The organism is Alistipes sp. 56_sp_Nov_56_25 (genome assembly GCF_001915285.1).
In the GTDB taxonomy this organism is placed as follows: Bacteria; Bacteroidota; Bacteroidia; order Bacteroidales; family Rikenellaceae; genus Alistipes; species Alistipes shahii.
The window spans coordinates 41605-49351 of sequence record NZ_MNQF01000009.1 but is presented as its reverse complement, the minus strand read 5'-3'; the positions used below and the strand labels follow the sequence as shown (position 1 = coordinate 49351).

At 61.7% G+C, this 7747-nt stretch carries 8 protein-coding genes; 1 reads left to right on the top strand and 7 read right to left on the bottom strand.

The window, feature by feature from the left end; all coding sequences use genetic code 11:
- Window positions 1–552: 552 nt before the first annotated feature.
- Complete coding sequence (locus tag BHV64_RS04570) at window positions 553–1335, bottom strand: FecR family protein (RefSeq protein WP_229108301.1); 783 nt, start codon at window positions 1333–1335, stop codon at window positions 553–555.
- A gap of 267 nt (window positions 1336–1602) precedes the next feature.
- Here BHV64_RS04570 and BHV64_RS04565 point away from each other — a divergent pair, with 267 nt between their 5' ends.
- Window positions 1603–2166, top strand: a complete 564-nt coding sequence (locus tag BHV64_RS04565; protein WP_015546970.1) for a GNAT family N-acetyltransferase — start codon at window positions 1603–1605, stop codon at window positions 2164–2166.
- An 8-nt stretch (window positions 2167–2174) separates the two neighbouring features.
- Here BHV64_RS04565 and BHV64_RS04560 read toward each other — a convergent pair whose 3' ends face one another.
- The 6 genes from BHV64_RS04560 to BHV64_RS04535 all read right to left on the bottom strand — a co-directional run bounded on the left by BHV64_RS04560 (window position 2175) and on the right by BHV64_RS04535 (window position 7746).
- Window positions 2175–3245, bottom strand: coding sequence for a YeiH family protein (locus BHV64_RS04560; protein ID WP_015546969.1), 1071 nt, complete (start codon window positions 3243–3245; stop codon window positions 2175–2177).
- A 146-nt stretch (window positions 3246–3391) separates the two neighbouring features.
- Window positions 3392–4279: a LysR family transcriptional regulator gene (locus BHV64_RS04555; RefSeq protein ID WP_015546968.1), complete on the bottom strand. Its 888-nt coding sequence runs from the start codon at window positions 4277–4279 to the stop codon at window positions 3392–3394.
- A 6-nt stretch (window positions 4280–4285) separates the two neighbouring features.
- Window positions 4286–5317 carry a DHH family phosphoesterase gene (locus BHV64_RS04550; RefSeq protein WP_015546967.1) on the bottom strand — a complete coding sequence of 344 codons (1032 nt, stop codon included), beginning with the start codon at window positions 5315–5317 and terminating at the stop codon, window positions 4286–4288.
- A gap of 64 nt (window positions 5318–5381) precedes the next feature.
- A complete protein-coding gene (locus tag BHV64_RS04545; RefSeq protein ID WP_288115592.1) occupies window positions 5382–6158 on the bottom strand; it encodes a DUF4886 domain-containing protein in 777 nt (258 codons plus the stop codon).
- Window positions 6155–6817, bottom strand: coding sequence for an endonuclease III (nth, locus tag BHV64_RS04540; protein ID WP_015546965.1), 663 nt, complete (start codon window positions 6815–6817; stop codon window positions 6155–6157). Before nth ends, BHV64_RS04545 begins: the two co-directional genes overlap by 4 nt.
- On the bottom strand, window positions 6814–7746 hold the full coding sequence (locus BHV64_RS04535) for a glycosyltransferase (RefSeq protein WP_015546964.1): 933 nt from the start codon (window positions 7744–7746) through the stop codon (window positions 6814–6816). The genes nth and BHV64_RS04535 overlap by 4 nt, the downstream gene beginning before the upstream one ends.
- Between the last annotated feature and the right edge of the window lies 1 nt (window position 7747).

The window sequence follows — 7747 nt, the reverse complement described above, 5'->3', positions numbered from 1 at the left end:
TCCGATCGACCCAAATGCCGGACGGCACACGTACACGCAATTCGCGGGAAACATAGACACGGAAATTAACTTGCGATTCTCCCGCGCTGTTCTCCCCTTGCGCCAAAACATATGTAACTTTTGCCATACATCCTCATTTTATGCTCTACAAAGATATGATTTAGATTCGAATACAGCAATACTTTCATGTCCGCACCGTGTCCGCATTTTTGCAAAACAGCTAAAAACAGACAAAACACATTTCATAGCATGCAATTTTAATATTCTGTATTTCAATATATTATAAATACGTTCAAATTTCATCTATTTGTATCTGTTCTCACAAATCAATCCTTGTCCTGGGCACACGAAAACAAAACCGCAGCTGATTGTCAATCGGCTGCGGTTTTTCATTTTCGTTTTGTTCGCCCCCCCACTTGCACCGCTCGTCACATTGACAGCAAGGCCCCATCCCCGGCCGGCGCCCGGGCAACAAGGGCCAGCGCATAGCGATTCACGCCGCAAGGGCGCATGAGATCGAATCGCACGCACATCGTTTCAGTCTGAAGGTTCTTACGCGTGCGACTTCTTCGAGACGAACAGCGCGAGGATGAACGACAGGGCCGAGGCTGCGATCCAGAAGACGATCGCCGTGTCGAGGGGGTCGAGGATGATGACGTCCTTCCGGGCCTGCGCCTGCAAACACCCCGTATGGAGCGTCACCACGGCGAAATTCTCCCGGGCGTAGGATTGCAGGTTGAACGACGTTCCCAGCACCGTATAGTTGTTGTTGGCGCTGTGGATGATGAACGGACAGTTTTTGTCGGGCGAAATGGTGAAAAACGCCTCGCCGTCGAACTCGATCTCGCGCGTCGCCTTCCCGAATCCCGGGTCCACGGTGAGCGTCGCCTCGGAATTCATGCAGACCTTCGACCCGTCGGGCAGCACGATGTCGAGCCTCTCGCCGCACGCCGTGCGGTATTCCAAGGGCTGTGCGGCGCTGATCTCCGCCCCGGCCCCGGCTTCGGACGCGACATCGGGGGTGCGCTGCCAGAACCACACGGCGCAAACGCCCGCCGCAACCACGGCGGCCGCCGCCACATAGCGCAGGAACCGACTCCGGCGCCGTCCGGCGACCTCGGGGACAGCGAACAGGATCTTGTTGCGGGCTGCGAAACGCGCCCATTCCCGCTCCGCCTTGGCCGACGCGGGCAGCTCCCGTCTGGCGAGACACTCCCTGAAATAAGCCCGGTTTTCATCCGACTCCTCCAGCCATCCCGCCAGCATACCGGCCTCCTCCTTATTTAAAGCGTTGCTCCGGTACGAATTGATCAGTCTGTCTATCTCTTTCTGCATATCATTTACACAAAACAGATTTTTTCTCTTTGTCTTCACCCGGTAGACACGCCTTTTCCGGATACCGACCCCCGCCGTGCGATTTTTTTTTCGGAGCGTCCCTTTCCGCCCCCCCGGAAACCGGAAATCCCCGGGCCGAAGCTCCGGGGATTTTTCCGCTCCCGGCAAACGGGCAGGGCGCCGCAGAAGCGGCTGCGGCTCGTTCGGGCAGTCGTGAAAATTGGGTTTTATGCGAAATTTGCCGTATCTTGCCGAAAATTGGAAACCATGACACAGCAACTGCGATTCATACCGTTCAAATCACGCTCGGACAAGGGCTGGGCCGAAGCATGGGCGCTTTACGAAGCCTCCTTCCCCGACTGCGAACGCTGGGACGGCACGGGTTACGACCGCGCTTTCGGCGACCCGCATTTCGAGGCCGACGGCATCTGGCGCGGCGACGAGTTCATCGGCATCCTCTTCCACTGGAACGCCGGGGATTACCGCTACGTCGAGCACCTGGCCGTCTCGCCCCGCCTGCGGGGACAGAACATGGGTTCAAAAGCCCTCGCGGCCTTTTGCCAAGGGCGGCGCGTCATTCTGGAGATCGACCCGCCGGAGGATGAAATCTCGGTCCGCCGCCAGCATTTCTACCAGCGGCTGGGTTTCGTCGCCAATCCCTACGCGTATATCCACCCCTCGTTCCGGCGGCCGTTCCATCCCCACCGGCTGGTGCTGATGAGCTATCCCGAGGCCCTTACATACGAAGAGGCCCGCGGTTTCGCGGACTTCATTCGGGAACGGGTGCTCCGCTACTCCGAGCACGAGAATCCGGAGCTGCCGAGACTGTAAAGCGGCCGCTACAACATGCCGACCACGTATTTCGTGACGAAGTAACCGCCCGCCACCAGCCAGACGTAGAGCAGGCCGGCCAGCACGAAAGGCCTGGCCCCCGCCTGCCTGAATTTGTCGAGGCTCGTTTCGGTCCCCAGCGCCGTCATGGCCATCGTCAGCATGAAGGTATCGACGTACTCGATGGTCCCGTTGAGCGGAATTTCCCGGACCGTCTCCACCCCGCAAAGGCTTTGCAGCAGCGAATTGAGACCGATGATCCCGATGAACCCGAAGGCGAACCACGGCACGGCGATCCTGCGTTTTCCCGTTTCGCCCCCGGATTCCTTCCGGCGGCCCGCCAGCACGAAGCCCATGATCACGAGCACGGGCGCGAGCAGCATGACGCGGATCATCTTGGTGATGGTGGCCGTTCCGGCGATCCCCAGCGCATCGGTGGGGTCCATCGCGTTGCCCGCCCCGGCCACGTGGGCCACCTCGTGCAGCGTGCTGCCCGTGTAGACGGCCACTTCCGTGTCGGTCATCCCGTTGAGCATGCCCGTGCGGTACATGACCGGATAGAGAAACATCGAGAGAGTTCCGAAAATGACGACCGTGGAGACGGCGATGGCGGTTTTGTACCCCTCGCACTTCACCACCGGCTCGGCCCCCAGCACGGCCGCCGCGCCGCAGATGGCGCTGCCCGTCGAAGTCATCAGCGCCGTGTCGCGGTCGATCTTCAGCAGGCGGCCCAGCAGAACGCCCCCCAGAATGGTGACCGTCACGACGATCAGGTCCACGACGACGGCCGGCACGCCCACGGCCGCCACCTGGGCCAGCGTCAGGCGGAACCCGTAGAGGACGATGCCCCAGCGCAGCACCTGCTTCGTGCAGAACCGGATGCCCGGGACCCAGGTTTCGGGCAGCCGGTTGCGCAGGCTGTTGGCGTAGAGCATGCCCAGCACGATGCCGACGATCAGGGGGCTGAACGAGAGCCGTCTGACAACGGGGATTTCGGCGATGTAAAATGCCGCGAACGAAAACAGCGCGATCAGGAGAATTCCGTGCAGGGTGTTCGCCCTGTTACCTTTTTCCAACATATCCTTGCAATTTTAATGACGACCGATAACTTTTGCTTCATTGCGACGGCAAAGGTCGCATCTTTTATCGGGATACGAAACAAGATTTGGTTATCCGGGATAACCTGAAGTTATGACGCAGGGATAAGGAAACCGGGGGCCGGCAATCAGAAATCCGCCCGGGCGAAGTCGATGAACCGCCGCGCCAGACGCGCAGGTTCGGCTTCGGCATGCACGAAAACGAAATCGCGGGAGAGCGTCAGCCCCTCGATGTCGACGATCCGCAGCGCGCCGCTGCGCAGTTCATCCACCACCGAAATCACCGATACGATGGCCATGGCGTCGCTGTTGCGGACGAAGGCCTTGATCCCCTCGGTCGACCCGAGGCGCATCGTCACATCGAACTGCGAGAGACGGATGCCTCTGGCCGCAAGGGCCGCGGCGATCACTTCGAGCGTCCCCGAGCCGCTTTCGCGCAACACCAGCGGGATGCGCGGCAGCTCCTCGGGCGTCACCGTCTCCCGGCGGGCGTATTTCCCGCCCGGACGGGCCACCAGCACCAGTTCGTCGGGCCTGAAAAGCGTGTAGTGCAGCCCCTGCCGGCGGCTGAGGCTCTCGACCAGCCCCAGATCCACGGCATGTTCGCCCAACGCCTGCTCGACCTCGGCGCTGTTGCCCGACGACATCGAGACCCGCACCCCGGGAAAGCGCGCCGTGAAGTGCGCCAGAATCGGCGGAAGGAGGTACTGCGCGATGGTCGTGCTGGCCCCGAGGCGGAGTTCGCCCCCGGTCTGGTCGGCGCAGAGGCTCATCTCGTATTCGAGGCGGCGGTAGTCGTCGAGAAGCCGCCCGGCCGCCTCCAGCATCGTACGCCCCGCATCGGTCAGCTCCAGATGGCTGCCGCGGCGGGTGAAAAGCTGCACCTTATAACGGGATTCCAGCTCGCCGACATGCTTGCTGACGGCGGGCTGCGAAATGTAGAGTTGTTCGGCGGCCCGGGTGAAACTCAACGTCCGGGCCGCGGCGATAAAGACCTTGAGGCGGAAATCGTCCATAAGGCGTCAGCCCAGATGCCCTTCGTCGGCGAACTCCCTGACCGAACGGACGTAGTGGTCGATGGTCTCCTGCATCGAGACGAACGACTTGCCCCCCGCGGCGTTCTTGTGGCCGCCGCCGCTGAAATACTTCCGGGCGAAGAGGTTGACGTCGACGTCGCCCCGCGAGCGCAGCGACACGCGGATGAATTTGCGGTGGGCGAGAAACATGGCCGACATCTTGACCTTTTTGATCGTGAGGGCGTAGTTGACGAATCCCTCGCTGTCGCCCTGCTGAAACTGAAAGCGGCGCATCTCGTTCTCCAGCAAGGACATGTAGGCCACCGTCCCGTCCTGGATCACCTCCATCTTGCGGTTGATGGCATAGCCGAACAGCCGCGCGCGGCCCTCGGTATAGGCGTTGTAGACGCTGTTGTGAATGTCGGGGATCGAGATGCCCTTCTCGACCAGCACGGCCACGGCGCGGAACAGCTCCGGGGTGAGGAACGAGAAGGCGAAATTGCCCGTGTCGGTCATCATGCCCACGTAGAGCGACTCGGCCATGCGGCGTGTGATAGCCCCGGCGCCGCACATCGCCTCGACGATGCTGTACACCAGAAAACACGTGCTCGACGAATCGGGGTGCGAGAACATCAGGTCGAAGCCCTCGTCGGGCGAGAGGTGATGGTCGATCAGCACGCGGCGGGCCGTGGTGTTGGCCTCGATGGTGTCGCTGAGGATTTCGAGCCGCGAAACGGCGTTGAAATCGAGGCAGAAAATCATGTCGGCCTCCGCGATGGCGCGCCGTGCGCGCCCTTCGGTGTCGGTCTTGAAGATCACCACCTCGTCGATCCCGGGCATCCAGTCGAGGAAATAGGGATATTTATTGGGCACGACGCAGGTCACCGCATGTCCCATCGTACGCAGGACCTCGGCCCATGCGAGCGACGATCCGACGGCGTCGCCGTCGGGGTTGGTGTGGGAGACGACGACGATGCGCTGCCCGGGTCGGGCGAGCATCTCCCGCAGACGTTCGATATGTTCTTTCGATAACTTCATTCGGGTTGGTCCGCATTGGTGGACCCGACAAAGATAGAAAAAAACAGGCGATAAACCAACCGGCCTACCGGATATTCAGCAGCACGAGGTTGTCGAGCACGGTTCGCTGGGCCGTACGCTGGAGATATTCGGCCTGCTCGGCCGGAAGCTCCGCGGTAAAGGCCGTCTGGTAGGGACGCTGGAGGATCGTCGTGAAAATGACGTTGGCAGCCAGATAGCTGCCCGGAACCGCGGGATGGTAGCAGTCGGGCCGGTAGAGGATGCAGTCGGGACGCTCGCTGCGCACCGCGCGCCACGCCATGCCCACCGGAGCGCACCATGCGCCGTTGTCGTAGGCCATTTCGAGGTAGCTGGTCTTCAGCCGCTCCTGCATCCCCTCGTATCCGTTCGAAAGCGGGTATTCGGCCACGGGCTTGCGGTTGCCGTACTTGTGCCCCCAGGTCATGTAGAAGATCACCCGGGCGTCGGGCGACGCGGCATGCACCAGACTGTCGAGCGTCCGGGCCGCGGGATAGACCTCGCGGGCCACCTGTCCGGTCGGCATCGCGGGAACCGTGCTCTGCTCCTGCAGGACGACGTAATCCCAGCCGCCGTCGGCAATGGCCTGCAACAGCTTCTTGTTTTTCAGGTGTCCCGAGAAGCGTTCGCCGCCCTTGAGAAAGCGCGTGCAGGAGAGTTTTACCTTTTGGGTCGAGGCGATCTTCTGCACCATGCCGGGCAAATCGTTGCAATAGGAGAAACTGTTGCCGACCCACAGCACCCGCAGGGAATCCTGCGGCGTTTGGGCCATGCCGCCCAGAGGCAGCAGAATCAGCAAAAGGCGGAAAGCGAGTTTCATCATATCTTCAAGGTTTTAGGTTGGCGGTGATCGGAGGCGTATTTGCGGCACCAGGTCGCAATGCCGCATTCGTCGCATTTGGGGGCACGGGCCACGCAGACGTAACGCCCGTGGAGGATCAGCCAGTGGTGGGCCAGAGGCAGCAGATGGCCGGGAATGTTCTTTTCGAGGGTCAGCTCCGTCTGCAACGGGGTTTTCGAACGGGTTGTCAGCCCGATGCGCTCCGAGACGCGGAAAACGTGCGTGTCGACCGGCATCACCTCCTTCTGCCACAGCACAGCCCCCAGCACGTTGGCCGTCTTGCGGCCCACGCCGGGCAGACGCTGCATCTGCTCCAGGTCGCTCGGGACTTCGCCGCCGAACTCCTCGCAGAGCATCCGGGCCATTCCCGCGAGGTTTCTGGCCTTGTTGTTCGGGTAGGAGATGCTCCGGATGTAGGGATAAATCTCCTCGGCCGTGGCGCGGGCCATGTGGTACGGCGTGGGAAAGGCTTCGAACAGCGCCGGGGTGGTCATGTTGACCCGTTTGTCGGTGCACTGCGCCGAGAGGATCACCGCCACCAGCAGCTGATAAGGGTCCGAGTAGTGCAGTTCGCTTTCGGCCACGGGCATATGCTCCGAAAACCAGGCGATTACGCCGTCATAACGTTGTTTGGTCGTCATAAATGCTGTTTTTTACGTCGGAAAAGAATCTTTTTCACCAGCAGTCCCGGCCCTTCGGGACAGAGCGCGAGGCGCGGGCAGGCCGCAACGTCGCGCCGCCAGCGCGTCACGTATTCCCCGACCGGACCTTCCCACGAAAGGACCCACAAAGCCACCGAACTGCGCCGCCGGAGAATGCGGAAGCGGTTGCGGCCCGCACCGTAGCGGGCGTCGAACCAGAGGCTTATGTCCATCAGCGAATCGCAGAAGGCGATCCGTTTCCGGTAGGCCGTGCTGTGGCTCACGCTGTCGGGCAGGCGCCGGTGGACGGCCGTGATGTCGGGCAGATAGCTGATGCGGCTGCGCACCGAGAACCAGAGCCACATCGGGGCGTCGTCGGTCTTCCACTCGGGATGCTCCGCGGGACGAACCTCGTCGTAATACCGTGCGATCAACTCCCGGCGGGCCAGCGTCGCGCAGTTGGCGATGGTCAGGCTGCACAGCAGACGCCCGAAATCGGTGTAATGGTCCGGGTGGTCGGGTTCCGTGCGGTCCGAGGCCTGCCAGTAGTTCGAGGCGCGCGTATAGCACATGCCGCACCCGGGGTCCGACTCCATCAGGTCGGCCTGCATCTGCAATTTCCGGAGATCGCACCACCAGTCGTCGCCGTCGAGGTAGGCCACGTATTTCCCGCGGCACGCCTCGAACGTCCGCCGGTAGTTGGCCCGCCAGCCGACATTCTCCGGCGAGGTCACCAGCCGGATGCGGTCCGGGTATTTCGCCGCATATTCGCGGCAGATCGCCGCCGTGCGGTCCGTGCTGCAATCCTCCCCCACGACCAGTTCGACTCCGAACGAGGTCTGCTGCGCCAGCACGCTTTCGATGGCCTCGGCGATATAGGGTTCGTGGTTGTAGGTGGTCATGCAGACCGATACGAGCGGCGTCTCCATC